The sequence below is a fragment of the Micromonospora sp. NPDC051196 genome (assembly GCF_040682415.1).
In the GTDB taxonomy this organism is placed as follows: Bacteria; Actinomycetota; Actinomycetes; order Mycobacteriales; family Micromonosporaceae; genus Micromonospora.
The window spans coordinates 24,850-39,219 of sequence record NZ_JBFBAY010000020.1 but is presented as its reverse complement, the minus strand read 5'-3'; the positions used below and the strand labels follow the sequence as shown (position 1 = coordinate 39,219).

9 protein-coding genes and 1 pseudogene are annotated in these 14,370 nt (G+C 68.9%); 3 read left to right on the top strand and 7 right to left on the bottom strand.

Annotated elements, in window-relative coordinates; all coding sequences use genetic code 11:
* Positions 1 to 285 precede the first annotated feature (285 nt).
* Positions 286 to 1,281 carry an NAD(P)-dependent oxidoreductase gene (locus AB0M35_RS26180; RefSeq protein WP_363748606.1) on the bottom strand — a complete coding sequence of 332 codons (996 nt, stop codon included), beginning with the start codon at positions 1,279 to 1,281 and terminating at the stop codon, positions 286 to 288.
* 118 nt (positions 1,282 to 1,399) lie between these two features.
* Here AB0M35_RS26180 and AB0M35_RS26175 point away from each other — a divergent pair, with 118 nt between their 5' ends.
* Positions 1,400 to 1,966, top strand: coding sequence for a TetR/AcrR family transcriptional regulator (locus AB0M35_RS26175; protein ID WP_363748605.1), 567 nt, complete (start codon positions 1,400 to 1,402; stop codon positions 1,964 to 1,966).
* 504 nt (positions 1,967 to 2,470) lie between these two features.
* Here AB0M35_RS26175 and AB0M35_RS26170 read toward each other — a convergent pair.
* Both AB0M35_RS26170 and AB0M35_RS26165 read right to left on the bottom strand, forming a co-directional pair.
* The gene (locus tag AB0M35_RS26170) at positions 2,471 to 2,851 is read right to left on the bottom strand and encodes a GntR family transcriptional regulator (RefSeq protein WP_363748603.1); all 381 of its coding nucleotides are present in this window, start codon (positions 2,849 to 2,851) and stop codon (positions 2,471 to 2,473) included.
* A complete protein-coding gene (locus AB0M35_RS26165) occupies positions 2,848 to 3,624 on the bottom strand; it encodes a hypothetical protein (protein ID WP_363748602.1) in 777 nt (258 codons plus the stop codon). Before AB0M35_RS26165 ends, AB0M35_RS26170 begins: the two co-directional genes overlap by 4 nt.
* A 342-nt stretch (positions 3,625 to 3,966) precedes the next feature.
* Here AB0M35_RS26165 and AB0M35_RS26160 point away from each other — a divergent pair, with 342 nt between their 5' ends.
* Entirely contained in the window at positions 3,967 to 6,984 is a 3,018-nt protein-coding gene (locus AB0M35_RS26160) for a tetratricopeptide repeat protein (RefSeq protein WP_363748601.1), read from the top strand.
* Between the two features lie 191 nt (positions 6,985 to 7,175).
* Here the strand turns inward: AB0M35_RS26160 and AB0M35_RS26155 are convergent.
* The 4 genes and pseudogenes from AB0M35_RS26155 to AB0M35_RS26140 form a co-directional block, all read right to left on the bottom strand.
* Positions 7,176 to 8,657 (bottom strand): annotated as a pseudogene (locus AB0M35_RS26155) (Clp protease N-terminal domain-containing protein); the annotation flags it as partial.
* A gap of 28 nt (positions 8,658 to 8,685) precedes the next feature.
* On the bottom strand, positions 8,686 to 9,999 hold the full coding sequence (locus AB0M35_RS26150; RefSeq protein ID WP_363748600.1) for a tetratricopeptide repeat protein: 1,314 nt from the start codon (positions 9,997 to 9,999) through the stop codon (positions 8,686 to 8,688).
* Positions 9,977 to 10,369 (bottom strand): hypothetical protein, encoded by a 393-nt coding sequence (locus tag AB0M35_RS26145; RefSeq protein WP_363748599.1) that lies wholly within the window; start codon positions 10,367 to 10,369, stop codon positions 9,977 to 9,979. Before AB0M35_RS26145 ends, AB0M35_RS26150 begins: the two co-directional genes overlap by 23 nt.
* A 337-nt stretch (positions 10,370 to 10,706) precedes the next feature.
* Positions 10,707 to 10,970 carry a hypothetical protein gene (locus AB0M35_RS26140; RefSeq protein ID WP_363748598.1) on the bottom strand — a complete coding sequence of 88 codons (264 nt, stop codon included), beginning with the start codon at positions 10,968 to 10,970 and terminating at the stop codon, positions 10,707 to 10,709.
* 667 nt (positions 10,971 to 11,637) lie between these two features.
* On the opposite strand from AB0M35_RS26140, the gene AB0M35_RS26135 reads away from it, so the two are divergent.
* Positions 11,638 to 14,322 carry a hypothetical protein gene (locus tag AB0M35_RS26135; protein ID WP_363748597.1) on the top strand — a complete coding sequence of 895 codons (2,685 nt, stop codon included), beginning with the start codon at positions 11,638 to 11,640 and terminating at the stop codon, positions 14,320 to 14,322.
* The last annotated feature ends 48 nt before the right edge of the window (positions 14,323 to 14,370 follow it).

Sequence of the window (14,370 nt, the reverse complement as noted above, 5' to 3'; positions counted from 1 at the left end):
GACGTGCGGGTGGTCGGTTTCACCACCGCGGACGCCGACCACGAACGCAACTCGATCCCCGGCACCGTGCTGTGTGACAACATCCCCACCACCCGGGGCCCGGCGGCTCACCCCGCCGGGCCCCGGGTGGACGGACGGCCGGGCCGAGGGAAGGTTTCTGCCACTCGGTCAACCCGTCGACGACCTCGTTGGGATCGTGGAGATCGTTCGCAGCCCTGCCAAACAGCGACTACGGACCTGTATTGCCACCACCCGCACAGCCTGCGGCATCTCGACCCCCGTTAATTAACTTCCAAGAGCCGCCATCCGGCGAAGGCCCTCGTCGACGGTGATCGTCGGCTGGTATTCCAGGTGGGTCCGGGCGCGCGTGATGTCGTAGACGCGGTCGCGGCCCATGAAGGTGACGATCCATTGAGTGAGCGGTGGCGGCGTGGCACTGCGGCGGGCCTTGGCGACGGTTTCCATGATCGTGGCGATGGCCGACGCGATCGCCCGTGGGTAGCTGCTGCTTCTGCTCACGTCGAGGCCCCGGGTGGCAAGCAGTGGGGTGAAGAAACTGCGGGCCGGCCGGGGGTTGCCGTCGGTGACATAGCAGACAAGGCCGTGGTCTCCCCGCGTCATGGCCAAGGCGACGGCGTGGGCAAGGTTGTCGAAGTGGCAGAAGTCGACCGTGTGCTGCCCGCCGTCGATCCAGGCGAACCGGCCGGCCTCGACAGAGTCGACGAACCCTTGCAGGTTGCCAGCCGTGCCGTGGCCCCAGAGGAAGGGCGGTCGGAGGATCACCAGCGCGGTCTCTGCGTGCGGGAGCGCAAGAAGCTCCTGCTCGGTGCGCAGCTTGACTCGGCTGTAAGCGATGTTCGCCCGGCCTGTGTCGGAGGTCTCGTTCACGATGTTCAGGTGTTTGGTGCCGGTGGAGACGCTGGCGGCCGAGAGCAGGACGAAGCGTTTCACCCCTGCGGCTACTGCGGCCTGGTACAGGGCGCGGGTGGGCAGCAGATTGCGTTCGACAAACAGTTCGTCGGATCCCCAGAACTCCATGAAGGCCGCCGCGTGGACCACAGCGTCGACGTCGTAGAGGGTGTTCAGCCACGCCGGCGCGCCGTCGCCGGTCCGGATGGCCTCCGTCAGGTCACCGCGTACCGGCCGCGCACCGGCGGCCGCGACCGCCTTCGCTGCCGAGGTCGACCTCGCGAGCGCGTACACGGTGTTCCCGTCGGCCACGAGCCTACGGATGATCACACCGCCGGCAGAGCCCGAGCCGCCCGTGAGAAATACGTCCATGAGATCCCTCCACCACCGAGAAGCGTTCTGTTGACGCTGTCACCTCAACAGAGTGTGCGCAGTTGAGCTGACAATGTCAACCGATGGGTTGACATTGTCAACTAGATAGCATGGTGTGGTGATCAGTCGCGTTGAGTCCGCTGCCGCCACCCGTCGTTCACTGCTCGACGCGGCGGCCGGATTGCTGGACGAGGGCGGACCGGAGGCGGTGACGCTGCGGGAAGTGGGTGCGCGGGCCGGCGTGAGTCGCGGAGCGCCCTACCGGCACTTCGTCGATAAGGGCGACCTGCTGACCGCGGTCGCGGCGGAGGCATGGGATCGGTTGGCGGATCGGGCCGTCGAATTGGCCGCCGATCCTCTGACCCCGGCGGAGGAAAAGCTGCGGAAAATGCTCGCCGGGCTACTTGCCGTCGGCCGCGAGCAGCCGCATCTTTACCGGCTGATGCACCAGGCGCCCGCCGGTGACGAGGTGCTGCGCGCGGCGTCGCGAAGCCAGGGCCCGTTCGTGGCGGTCCTGAGTGATCTGGTGGGCGAGGACCAGGCCCATCGCTACGGGGCGCTGCTGCTCACCAGTGTGCACGGGATAATCGGGATGGAGGCCAGCGGTCAACTCACCGCCGACAAGTGGCACACCGACGCCGACGACATCCTGACCCTCCTGACCGGAATGATCGGTGATCGCTGAGTACGGACACTGACGCCGCCGGATGCCACGGGCCCACCGCGGGCCACGGCCCGCGGGTCAGGACAGCCGCGTGCCGCCGGAGGGCAAGGTCGTTCCGTTCACGACCCTGCTGCTGGGTCACCGCGACGAAGAGACGGTACGCATGCGGCAGGACATCGCCCGGGCATTGCACAACGGCCGGTGAGATCCCACATCGCGACCGTCGCCGTCCGCTCATCGGCGTAGCCGCACGTCATTGCGGGGCGCGTCCCGTTGGCGCTCGTAGTCGGCGACCGTGGGGACGACGGGGAGCACGAGCAGCAGGACCAGGTACACCACGGCGAGTAGACCACCGGTGACCAGGCTCAGCAGCGCCGCAACGCCACGAGCTTCGGATCGGTCTGCATGCTGCTACCTTGTCAGAACAAGGTAGCTGTGGCAGTGCAAAGTCCCCGCGATCTCCTGTCCGCCGAGCGGGTTGGCTCTGCGGAGACCGTCGCCCGAAGAGGGTTCTCGCTGATGAAACTAGTTGGGTGACGAGGAACGAGACCGACCCATGCCCAGTGCCGCCTCGACGATCCGGACGGCCTCGGTGGGGTCGATACCGACACTGGTGATGACCGCCGCGTAGTCACGGGCGGCGCTGCGGGCCCGATCGAGGGCCGGCTCGCCGGCGGCCGAGACGAACGAGCCGGCCCGCCCGTGGGTCTCGATCAACCCGGCCTCCTCCAGTTCCCGGTACGCCCGACCGACGGTGTTCACGGCGAGGCCGAGATCGGCCGCGAGCCGGCGGATCGTCGGCAGTCTCGTGCCGACGGCCAGCGAGCGGTCCTGGATCTGCCGGGCGAGCTGGGCCCGCAGCTGCTCGTACGGCGGCGTCGGCGAGGCCGCGTCGATGACGATCATCGGGCGGCCATGGCGCGCCGTGCCGCCGTCCCGGCGCCCGGGGTCCGGGTCTGGATCAGGCCGAACGCGATGGCGCCCGCCACCACGAGCACCAGCGAGACGGCGTTCCACCAGCCGAGCGATTCCCCGTACAGGAAGATGGCCGGCAGCGACCACGTCAGGCTGGGTGTGACGAGGGCACGGGCGTCCTCGATCCGCATGATGACATCGGCGGTGAGCGACGCCTCGTCCTCCGCCACGGCCGGGCTTGCCAGCACCTGGCGCAGCTGCATGACAGTGCCGACGCCGGTGCCGGCGAGGCCCATCAGCACGACGATCGCCCCGTACCGCAGGTCGGGGTCCGAAACCGGCAGCACGCTCACCGCGAGCAACGCGGCGCCGGTGAAGGTGGCGACGGTGAAGACGGCGTACGGTCGACTGAGCACCACTGGCCAGCCGAGCTCGACCGGATGGGCGACCCGCCGGGACAGCTGCCCGCCGGCCCGCTGGTCGGCACGCCGCACCCACCAGCCGAGCAGCCACTGCGCGGCCAGCAACCCGACCACCAGCGCCGTCAACACCAGCAGGGGCAGCCAGGAGGACGCGGCGTAGGTGAGTCGAGACGCGTGCGTGAGTGCCGCGCCGACCAGAAACCCGGCCAGCAGGAGACTGTCGGCGAGCCTGGCACGTCGGCGCACCGCCAGCCGTGCCGCGAGCAGCGGAGTCGGCTCGACGTCGGCCAGGCCGTGCCGGGCCAGCCACCGCCTGGTCTCCGTGTGATCTGCCTGTCGCATGTCACCACCTCCGACTGTCGCAAGCTTTGTATCAACAGGTTGAGTCATAACATGCGACAATGTCAACCCCGAGTCCGTAGGTTCAGGGTGCGAGTCCCTGGCGGCCTATGCGCCCCACCCACCTCCTGCTCCACCTCGGTGGGGATCGGCGCGGCCACATCCGTGTTGGACAGATAGGCGGGCCAGGCCGCCCGCGCACGCCGGTGGCCGCACGACCACGGGAGAAACATCGCTGCCCCCGGACGGGGGTGCCCTTTTCGCGTCCCGGGTGGTTTGCTAGGCACCCTACGATGAGCAATCAGCCCTTGACTGGCTGAGGTCGCCGTGTGGTGCGGGGGATTCATGGCGGGCGTGCGGATATTCATCAGTCACACGTCCGACATGGCCGCGTATCCGGATCGGGAGGCCTCGTTCGTGCGGGCGGCGATCGACGCGGTGAACCGGGCGCAGCTCGTTCCGGTGGATATGGCCTTCTTCGCGGCACGCGACAGCCAACCTGCCGCATTCTGCCAAGAGCAGGTCCGGGCGTGTGAGGTGTACGTGGCGGTGGTGGGGTTCCGCTACGGATCGATCGTGCCGGACGCGTCGGTGTCGTACACCGAGCTGGAATTCCAGACGGCAACCGAGGCGGGCCTGACGCGGCTGGTGTTCCTCCTCGACGAGAGCCTCGACCTGCCACCCACCGTGATGGACACGGACCGCTCACGCATCGATGCGTTCAGAGCTCGACTTAGCGACGCCGGCTTGATCCTGCGCCGATTCTCCACCGTGGACCGGCTCGGATTCGAACTGTTCCACGCCCTGACCGAACTCGACCCGAACAACGCCGGTGCAGCGGCACGCGACACGCTGCCAGCCGAGCAGATCGTGTTCGTCGGCCGGGACCGTGAACTGGAGCGGATCACCGCTGCGGTCACCGGCACCACCGAACGGGGCGGTGCGGTCACGATCCACGCCATAGACGGCATGCCCGGAATCGGCAAGACCGCCCTCGCGGTGCGCGCCGCACACCGGCTGGCCGACCGATTCCCGGACCGGCGGTTCTTCGTCGACCTGTACGGCCACACCCCCGGCCACGAACCCACCGACCCCGCCGACGCCCTCGCCACCCTGCTACGCGCCGACGGCCTCGACCCCCGCCAACTTCCCGACGGCCTCCAGGCCCGCTCCGCCCTGTGGCGCGACCGGATGCACGGCAAACGCACCCTGCTCGTGCTCGACAACGCCCGGTCAACAGCACAGGTACGACCACTGCTCCCCGGCACCGGCGATGCGCTGGTGCTCATCACCTCCCGGGTCCGCCTGGCCGACCTGCGCGAAGCCACCCACCTCGACCTGCACCTGCTGACCCCGGACAACGCGGTGGCGATGTTCCTCAGGCTGGCCCCCCGCGCCGCCACGGAATCCGACACAGTCGCCGAACTGGCCGAGGTGTGCGGGTTCCTGCCGCTGGCGATCGCCATCACCGCGAGCCGATTCACCGGCCGGCCCACCTGGACGATCACGGACCTGCTTGTCGAGCTGCGCGCCAGCGGGCGAGTGCTGACCGTCAGAGGCGAAGACGCCACCGTGCGCGCCGCGTTCGACCTGTCCTACCGGCATCTACCGCCGGACCGGCAGCGGTTCTTCAGGCTCCTCGGCCTGCACCCGGGCGTCGACATCGACACCTTCGCCGCCGCCGCGCTCACCGACACCACCTTCGACGACGCCGCCGAACACCTCGACGAACTGTACGACGACCACCTTCTCGACGAGCCGGTACAGCGCCGCTACCGCATGCACGACCTCATCCGCGCCTACACCCACACCCTCGCCACCACCATCGAAGCACCGGACGTACGCGATGAGGCCGTGGAACGGCTCCTGGACTACTACCAGCACACCGCCGGCCACGCCGACCGGCTCATCGCCCATCACACCCGCCCCGCCGCCACGACAACACCGGCGCCAGCCTTCTCACCCGACCTGTCCTGCTGGGACACTGCCGCCGACTGGCTCCGCGTCGAACGCACGAACATGCTCGCCTGCCTGCGCCACACCACGACCCGCCACCAGCATCACCGCGTGGTCGGACTCACCGCCGGTCTGGCCAACCTGCTGCGCGCGGAGGGTCCCTGGACCGTCGCCGCCGACCTGCACCAGCACGCCGCCGCGCACGCCGCCCGGGTCGGCGACCGGCTCGGCCACGCCAACGCTGTCACCGACCTGGCGGCCATGCGGTGGCTGACCGGGCACTACCCGGCCGCGGATGCCCTGCTCCGCCAGTCCCTGGGCATCTACCGCGAGCTCGACGACCGGCTCGGCCAAGCCCACACCCTCACCGAGCTGGGAATCGTCCGGCGGCTGACCTCGGCGGACTATCCGGGCGCAGACGACCTGCTCCGCCAAGCCCTGGACCTGCACCGCACACTCGGCAACCAGCTGGGTCAGGCCTACGCCCTCACCCAGCTCGGGATCCTGCGGTGGCGGACCGGAAACTACCCAGGCGCAACCGACGTGCTGGAACAAGCCCTCGATATCTACCGCGGGCTCGACCACCGACTCGGCCAGGCCAACGCCCTCTACGGGCTGGGAGCCGTGCGGCGGCTCATGGGGGACTACCCGGGCGCGGAACACCTGCTGAGCCAAGCCCTCGACCTGCACCGCGCACTCGGTAATCAACTCGGCCAGGTCAACACCGTTCACCGACTGGGCAGCGTACGGCGGCTGGTCGGCGACTACCCGGGCGCGGACACCCTCCTGCGCCAGGCCCTGAACATCTACCGCGAACTCGGCGACCGGCTCGGCGAAGCCAGCGCCCTCACCGACCTGGGAATCGTCCGGTGGACGACAGGGGACTACCCGGACGCGGACACCCTGCTGGGCCAGGCCCTGGACATCTACCGCGAACTCGATCACCCACACGGTCAGGCGTACACCCGCGGCCACCTCGCAGTGGTGCGGTACCTCACCGGGGACTACGTCGCCGGCGAACATCTCCTCACGCCGGCACTCACCGCCCTGCGCGACGTCGGCGCACTCGACGACGAGGTCGAAGCGCTCAACCACCTCGGCGTCCTGCGCCGACTCGCCGGACACCCCGACCACGCCCGCGCCCTGCACCATCAAGCCCTCACCGTCGCCCGCCACCACGGTTACCGCCGTGAAGAGGCACGCGCCCTCGAAGGCATCGGCCGTGCCACCGCCGACCTGGGCGACCCCACCGCCGCCGCCACTCACCTCCAGCAGGCCTTGCACCTGTACCGAGAACTAGGCGCCCCAGAAGCCGCCCAGACGGCAACCGACCTCGCCGCTGTCGAGCAGCGGACCCGACCGTGCGACCCGCCACGTGACAAGGACTCCGGAGCCAGGGCCGGGTGACAACCGTCCCGCACCGGTCGGTACAGGTGCGTACCCGTCGATCAGCGCAGAGGCGATCAGCTCATGGCCCAGACGTCGTCATCGTCTGGGAAGACGTTAGCGGCAGCCGAGCTGCTCGGAAAGTCGGACGACGTCGGCGCGGCTGACTCCTCGTCGACACGATCCCGCAACGCCTGCTCGACAACGAGTCGGACGCTGTCTTCGTCGACCTCGGGAACGACGTCGCCGGCCTGCCACTCCTTCTCCCGTTGCGCGATCCGCCCGAGCAGCTGCTTCTCCTTGCCGCGGAACTGACTCGCGCGCTCGAAGTCCTGCGCATCGATCATCGCCTCCTTCTCCCGGCGTACCTGAGCGCAGCGTTCGTCGAGTTCGATCAGATCGGACGGCCGTGCCATCCGCCCGATCCGTACCTGGGCGCAGGCCTCGTCGATGAGGTCGACAGCGTTGGCAGGCAGGCGCCGCTCGTGGAAGTACCGGTCGGCCAACCGCACCGCCTCGGACAGCGCCGAGTCCGTGATGCTGACCCCGTGGTGCGCCTCGTAGCGGTCGCGCAGCGCGACGAGCATGTCGTAGGCGGCCCGTGGGCTCGGTGGCGTGACGGTGATCTCCTGGAGGAGGCTGATCAGGCGAGGGTCGTTGCGCATGATCCGCCGGACCGCGTCGGCCGACCCGGTGGAGATGAGCTGCATCTCTCGGCTGGCCAGCAGCGCGCGGATCGTTCCCCAGACGGTCGCCGCGTCGCCGCGCGGCGTACCGAAGATGAGCTCGATGTCCTCCACGAACAGCAAGATGTTTCCGCCGTTGCCGCGCAGCGCCAGGTGGACATCTTTGAGCCGTTCCTCCATCTCTCCGTGCGAGCGCGAGCCTGCGGCGAGCGCGGCCAGGTCGAGGGCGTAGAGCTGTTTGTCTCTCAGGGTGGCGAGCACCTCGCCCTTGACAATCTTCTGAGCGAGCCCTTCGACAACGGCCGTCTTGCCGACACCTGGCTCGCCGATCAGCACCGGATTGTTCTTGGCGCGGCGCGACAGCACCTGCACCACTCGCTCGACCTCCTTGTCCCGGCCGATCACCGGATCGAGCCTGCCCTCGCGGGCAGCCCGGGTCAGATTTCGCCCGAACTGGTCGAGCACCGGGTCGCTCGGCGTGGCCGGCACGGTCGCAGTGAAGCTCGGCGTGGCCGACTCCTTGCCGCCGGGTGCCGGGTCACCGCCCGGATTGCCGGAAAGTAGCTTGAGCACCTGCTGGCGAACGGAGCCGAGGTCAGCGCCGAGATTGATGAGCACTTGGGCACCGACCCCCTGACCCTCGTGAAGCAGCCCGAGCAGGATGTGTGCCGTACCGAGGTAGTTGTGGCCGAGTTGCAGCGCCTGCCGCAGCGACAGCTCCAGCACCTTCTTGGCCTGTGGCGTGAAGGGGATGTGTCCCTCCGGCACCTGCTCACCCCGGCCGATAATTCCCTCGACCTGCTGGCGGACGCCTTCCAGGGATACGCCGAAGTTGCCCAGCGCCGTTGCCGCCACGCCCTCACCCTCATGGATCAGACCCAGCAGGAGGTGTTCCGTACCGATGTAGTTGTGGTTGAGCGCCCGGGCCTCTTCCTGGGCTCGGACCACGGCCACCCGTGCCCGGTCGGTGAACCGTTCGAAGGACCGTTCGAAGAACCGTTCGAACATCGGGACTCCTTCGCTGGAGGAGATGCGATCAGCTTTCGCCGGTCAACGCGGCGAGGTCCCGCTCGGCCCACGCCACGGTCGGCACGTCACTGTCCAGAAGACGGCCGGCGTGGATCAACTCGCGCAGCAACGCGACCGCCTCCGCCCGCGCACCGAGGCACGCCAGGTTGCGGGCGAGCATGTGCTGCGTACGCAGGGTGTCGGGGTGGGTCGGGCCGAGCACCCGACGGCGGTCCGGTAGCAGGATGCGTAGCATCGCGGCGGCCTCGGTGCGAGACCCGGCTTCGCCCAGATTCACCGCGAGAAACTGGCGGGTGCGCATCGTCTCCTCGTGGTCGCCGCCGTAGGCGCCGGACTGTTCCTCCAGTAGCTCACGCAGCAGATGTGCTGCCTCGCGCGGGTTGCCGGCTGCGCCGATCGCATGGGCGGCCAGCCGACGGGTGCGTTGCGTGTCCGGCTCGTCGGGGCCGAGGATGCGCGTCTGCTCGGCGGCCACGGCTTGGAGATCCGCCAGCGCCGCCGGCCACTGCCCGGCCGAGGCCAGGGCCGCGGCCTCGTCGAACCGCCGGCGCAACGCCGCAGCGGCCACTGTCGCGAAGGCACGGTTGCGCGACAGCACCAGGCTCCCGGCGGTACGGGAGCTGCGGCTCAGCGGGGTGGGCAGGCTCTGCCGACTCAACCGCTCCCGCAGACCATGGTAGAGGTTCTCGAACGTGACGAATTCGGACTCGCTGTCGATGCCCTCGTTCAGCACACTGAGCAGCCGCCCGGTGAAGGCGGTGTGCTCCTCGCCCGGCAGGAACAGCGCGACATTGTTCGCCTGCGCCGAGGTCAACAGGCAACAGCCCTCGATTTCGAGCTGACCCAGCAGTGCCTCGGTCGGAGCGGCGAGTTCGTCGCCGAACGCCCGTCCGGAGAAGCAGCAGTCCAGGATGATGACCTTCGCCTGGGCTGGGCTGTCCAGCACGATCTTGCGAAGAGTCTCGTACTTCAGGGACGCGAAATCCGGCTCGTCGGGATCGGTCTCGTACATCGCCAGATACAGCTCGTGCCGGGGGCCGGCCTTGATGCCGTGGCCGGCGAAGTACACGAGCAGCAGATCCTTGGCCTGCTCGGCCGACGTCCGCAGCTGCCGGCCGAGGGCGGGCAGGCTCATCTCGTCCAGCAGCACGGCACAGCGCGACCTCGGCACGATGCCGAAGTCCGGGTCGGTCAGGGCCGTTTCGAGATCGGTAATGTTGCGCGTGACATGGGGAATGTCGGGCAGCCGGTCGGCGTCGTGGTAGCGGGACGAGCCGAGCAGCACGATCGACGAACGGTCAGGATCCGGCGGGCTGGTCACTGTGCTCCCCGGCGGTCAGCTCACGCAGCATCCGCTCGATGGCGTCGGTGCGGGTGTTGCGGGCGTCCAGCACGATGGTCCGCCCTCCGCCGCGCTGTTGGCGGATCTCAATGCGTACCGCCCGGTTGCGGGCCCGGGAGAGCCAGACGCCGAGCGCGCCGGCCAGCACGGTGATCGCCCCTCCGGAGCCGACCGCGATCGTCAACGCCTCGACCAGTCCACCCAGCTCGCCCTGGCGTGGCGTGCGCTTGTGCAAAGAGACCAGCGGCCGCAGATCGGGCTCTGTCACGAGCCAGTCGCACAGATCCTCGTAAAGGGGCTCGACGCCGCTTTCATGCGTGTTCTCGTCGGCAGAAAGGGTGAGGTACATAGCACTCCCGATCCTCCACCATCGGCGTGTCGAATGTGCGTCGTGTCAGGGCCGATAGCGTCGGATCACCGTACCCGTCGCACGGTAAGGCCTGCCACCGCGCTTTATCGCCGATCGATGGAGATGGTCCCGTCGATACTGGGGTCGGCGCGCCACACCGTCTCGGGAGCTGCGACAACGCGGCGGCCGCACACATCAGCGCCGGAACGACGGTCGGAATGCCGACAGGCTGATCCCGTAACGCTCGGATGCGCTCGATATTCGTGACCCGCGCCGCATCCGCCTAATGGCCTGACCCTGCTCATACTCGCGCTTCTTCAAACCCCCAGGCCGTAGCTCAGTCGAGCAGTCCCGGAACCTGCTCCCGAAGCATGGCCATCACCCGCGACAGCCCGGCGTCCAGGTCGTCGCCTTCCCACCGCACGAGTTTCTCGCCCAGCGGCTTGCCCGACACCAGCACCGTCCAGCGCTCTCGTTCGCGATCGCCGTCCATCCTGACGACGGCGAGCAAGTCGCGATCCCCGGACGGGAGCACCAACGGCGATTCACGCCACCGGTGCACCGAAACGGCACAGCCGGTTTGACCATCCACAACGGCCACCACGCGCACTCTCGCGGTTACCCCCGGTGGGGCACCTCCTGCCGGGGCGGTGGCTGGATGCACCTCACTCGCGACGGAATCCTGCCATGACTCGCACCGCACCTCAGGGGCGAGCCGCGGCGGGTTCACCGGCTCCCCGCTGAGGCACCCGAGCCCCAGGACTGTCAGCGCTGCCACGAGCCGCGGGTTTGTCGTCCTGCGAGGCGACGGGAGGCGAGCTGGCGCACTCAGATCGATGACGGGCATAGGGCAAGCTATCCGATGGGTGGGTGACCCGTTCGTACCGACGCGGCCGTCAACGGGCCGGTAAACCATGTCGCCCAGCGGGCCTCATGAGCCCCGCCGAACGCATGTGAGGTGCCCGGATTGTTGTCCGGGCACCTCAGGTCAATGCAGTGCTGTCAGGGTGGCCGGACGTGGGCGGGTCGTCGTGGACGAACTGCCCGCGACGATCGGCTATTCACCGAACTCCTACCCGCTCGGTGAATCGTGTGTGCGGCGACGCTAACGGCGCGTGCTGAAGCGCCATTGAAACCGTCGGCTCCTTGAGGCGGTTCCCGACCGCGGCCGCTTCAGGTCCACGTCAGCGCGGTTTCAGCCCCGGTACGCACGCTGAGCACCAGCTCGTTGAGCCGAATTTCTTCGCGACAGATCGAGGAGTAGGCAGATGGACCTTTCACGCCGTCAGGTGCTGGCGGTCGCCGGGTTGGGTGCCCTGGCGACCCTGGCCCGGACCGAGATCACACACCGGACGCCGGCTGTTGCCGCGGCGTCGGATGCGTTGGTGGGCACCGGAGTGCTCCCGTTGGTCCGGGACCGGATCGAGATCAACCAGGAATGGGCGGACGAGTTCCGGGCGGAGCTCGCCGAGCGGCAGGTGGCGCCGGGGACGACGGTGTGCCTGGTCGCCCGCAAGATCGTGCACGCGCCGAACTACACGCTGAAACTGGCGAGGTATCCGCTGGTCGTCGTCGCGGACAGCTACGACGGTCGGGGCGGTGCGCTCGACACGACCGAGTACGACACGGCCGGGGCCACCGCGGCGCCGATCACGCTTCTGGCCAAGCAGGTTGTCCGCGCCAGGTTGGTCGCGGCCGGGCAGATCGGCGGGACCGGCGAGTCGGGTGCGCCGGGCGAGGATGGCGAGCCGTCCGAGAGCGGGTTCGAGAACGGCAGGCCGGTCTGTTACAGCCACGGGGGCAACGGTGGCCGGGGCGGCAATGGCGCGCCGGGCGAGCCCGGCGGCAACGGTGGTGCGATCGCGACGTACACCATCGGCGTGCAGGGGGCGGTGCAGATCGTCAACGGACCTGGCCCTGGTGGCGTCGGTGGTGTCGGTGGTCCAGGGGGAGCCGGGGGCGCGGGCGGGGGCGGGTGCCGGCCGGGCCGGGCCGGTACGCCCGGCATGCAGGGCCCCACCGGGCCGTCCGGCGTTGCCGGCGCGGTCAGCCAGACCGTGCTGAACGAGGCCGACTGGTGGCGGCAGGTGTGGGTCACCCTCGGCGCAGCCGTCGCCGAGCAGTGGGGCGATTACCGTACCCGGGTCGGCGAGTACCGTTTCCGGACGTACCTGCCCGGCGACGCGCCCTCGGTTCGTGAGATCGCCCGCACCGAGGTGGGCTCCGCGCTCGCGATCTACGCGCTGGCGGCTCCGGCGAAGTTCACGGCCAGCCGGGCCCGGACCCTCTCCGGATACCTGGACAACGCACTCACTCCGATCGGTCTGAGCTACCAGCAAGACCTGAGACCGGACTTCGACTTCTTCGAAAACTTCATCACCGCCTACCAGGGGCGTCGCGACGCGCTGTTCCAGAACACGCTCGCACTGCTGCTCAACGTCAACAGCACGGCCGACAAGAGCCAGCTGGCGGCGGCGCTGCGGGCCCATGCGGCGGGGATGGCAGCGGCCGCGCAGAAGGACTACGAACTGGCCGCCAGCAAGCTGAACCAGGCGAATCTGGTCCTCGACCAGGCACGCAGCAAGCTGGCAACGATCCAGGCGGAGCTGCGGAAGATCATCGACGATCACCGTCGGGACCAGGCCGAGATCGACTTCGGCGACTTCGTCAAGGGCGTGGTCGGGGTGGTCGGCGCGGTCGTCTCGATCGTCACGGCGGTCGCGAGCGGCGGATCGAGCGTGGCCGCGTACCTCGCCGTGATCGGTCTGGCGGCAAGCACGGCGAGCGTCGCCGGGGAGGCCGCGAGCGGCATCTACGTCGACGTGACGGACCCGGCGAGCCCCAAGCCCACAGCGGAGGCCAAGGACAACTCCGGCGGACTCAAGGACGTCTTCACGGGCACCGTCAAGCTGGTCGACAAGGGCAAGGCCCTGGCCGAGTTGTTCGCGGCCGACGGCGACGACGAGTTCCGCGCCAAGGAACGACAACTGTTGATCAAGGCGTTCGACGCGACCTTCGACGTCAACATGCGCATCATCGACGTCGAGCACGCCGCCCTCGCCGCGGAGAGCGCGCGCCTGAAGTGGGAGGTCTACAAGGCTGACGCCCTGACGTTGCAGAACCTGCAGAGCGGGTTCGAGGACGACCTGGAGGTGCTGACCCGGGTCGCCCGCGCGGTGCTCCGGCAATTCCAGACCTACGTGGACCACTTCATCGCCTACGGGTACCGCCGGGACCGCGCGTTCGACCTCTACACCCTCAGCTCGCCACCCCAGGCGCCCCGGTTCCCGTTCGACTACGGATACCTGCACCCGGACGAGGAGGAGTACGCCTACCGGGCGCTCAGCAACGGCGATGCCGGCCAGGGCCTCGAACTCCTGGAGAAGTACGTCACCTCGCTGGCCCAGTTCGAGCCGGCCCAGCTGCGAGAGGAGTACGACGACTACTGGACCACGCTCAGCTTCGACGGCAACGTGGCGGTCTCGATCACCGACCCCGATACGCTACAGAGCTTGAAGGGATCCGGGAGCACCTCCTTCATCGTGGACCTGGCGGAGTTCCTGCCGCACACCGAGCTGAAGATCGGCCGCGCCGAGGTGGCGCTGATCGGCGCGACCACCAAGCCGACCCACCCGTGGGTGCAGGTGGAGCTGGAACACTGCGGCGCCGCCACGAACCAGCGACGCGACGGCACCCTCGTCACCGTCGACGCGCCGTTGCGCAGCGAGGCGTCACCGGCCCAGATCGTCGGGATCAACCCGGATGACCTCGACGAGTCCGACAAGCAGGTGTTCTGGGGGCGCAGCCCCGCCGCACGCTGGCGGATCACCATCACCCCGCAGGCCGCGACCGCGGCCGGACTCGACCTGACGAACCTGACGGAGATCCAACTGGCGGTCAAGTACGCGTACCACAACCCGACCAGTTCGGTGCAGCGCGACGACCAGCAGTAGCAGCTGTCCGGTCCGGGTCGTCCGTCCTGCCAGGGACGGCCCGGACCG

Bases quoted from the DNA above. Each gene is read 5' to 3' on its own strand.
- AB0M35_RS26180 (WP_363748606.1), bottom strand. From the start codon at position 1,281: ATGGACGTATTTCTCACGGGCGGCTCGGGCTCTGCCGGCGGTGTGATC.
- AB0M35_RS26170 (WP_363748603.1), bottom strand. From the start codon at position 2,851: ATGATCGTCATCGACGCGGCCTCGCCGACGCCGCCGTACGAGCAGCTG.
- AB0M35_RS26165 (WP_363748602.1), bottom strand. From the start codon at position 3,624: ATGCGACAGGCAGATCACACGGAGACCAGGCGGTGGCTGGCCCGGCAC.
- AB0M35_RS26160 (WP_363748601.1), top strand. From the start codon at position 3,967: ATGGCGGGCGTGCGGATATTCATCAGTCACACGTCCGACATGGCCGCG.
- AB0M35_RS26145 (WP_363748599.1), bottom strand. From the start codon at position 10,369: ATGTACCTCACCCTTTCTGCCGACGAGAACACGCATGAAAGCGGCGTC.
- AB0M35_RS26135 (WP_363748597.1), top strand. From the start codon at position 11,638: ATGGACCTTTCACGCCGTCAGGTGCTGGCGGTCGCCGGGTTGGGTGCC.